This window comes from Oleiphilus sp. HI0080 (assembly GCF_001635135.1).
Genome location: NZ_LWFU01001157.1, coordinates 1 through 571 on the forward strand (window position 1 = coordinate 1; position 571 = coordinate 571).

At 45.5% G+C, this 571-nt stretch carries 1 protein-coding gene; it reads left to right on the top strand.

The features are described from left to right. Window positions 1-264: 264 nt before the first annotated feature. Window positions 265-571 (top strand): TIGR03546 family protein (locus tag A3751_RS20755; protein WP_197466574.1); only part of this gene is annotated, 307 nt, incomplete at its 3' end.

The following is a 571-nucleotide window of genomic DNA, read 5'->3' on the forward strand; positions in this document are numbered from 1 at the left end:
TGGTATTAGGCAGCGCGATGAGCTGGTTCTAAAGGCGTGTCTAAGTCGGGGTATACCTGTGGCCACTGTGATTGGTGGTGGGTACGATAAAGATCATGCACGACTAGCTCGGCGCCATGCCGTAGTAATTGAAACAGCGGCCGAGCTATTTTCTTCACATCTCTTGTAAGGTTTGCATCTTAGACTTTCGCCTTTAGGTTCTAGCTTTTTAAAGACTAGGGCGTTAATGTTTTGTTCTATTTAAAAGATGTTGGTGCACGAACAATGCTAAACGGATTTATCAAGTTTCTAAAACTGCTCAATGCAAATGAAAACCCAGCGCAACTGGCAGGTGCGATCGTACTCTCTATGATCATGGCGCTGACGCCGTTTTGGAGCCTACATAATCTGCTGGTGGTTTTGATGCTGTGTGTTTTGAGGATCAACTTATTTACGTTTTTTGCAAGCTTTCCCGTTTGGTCGGGTATCGCTTGGCTACTTGACCCTTACTCAGCGTCTATCGGCGAAGGGCTTTTGCTCAATGATTCTTTACAAGCGTTATGGGCGAGTATGTACCAAAGTGACCTTTGGC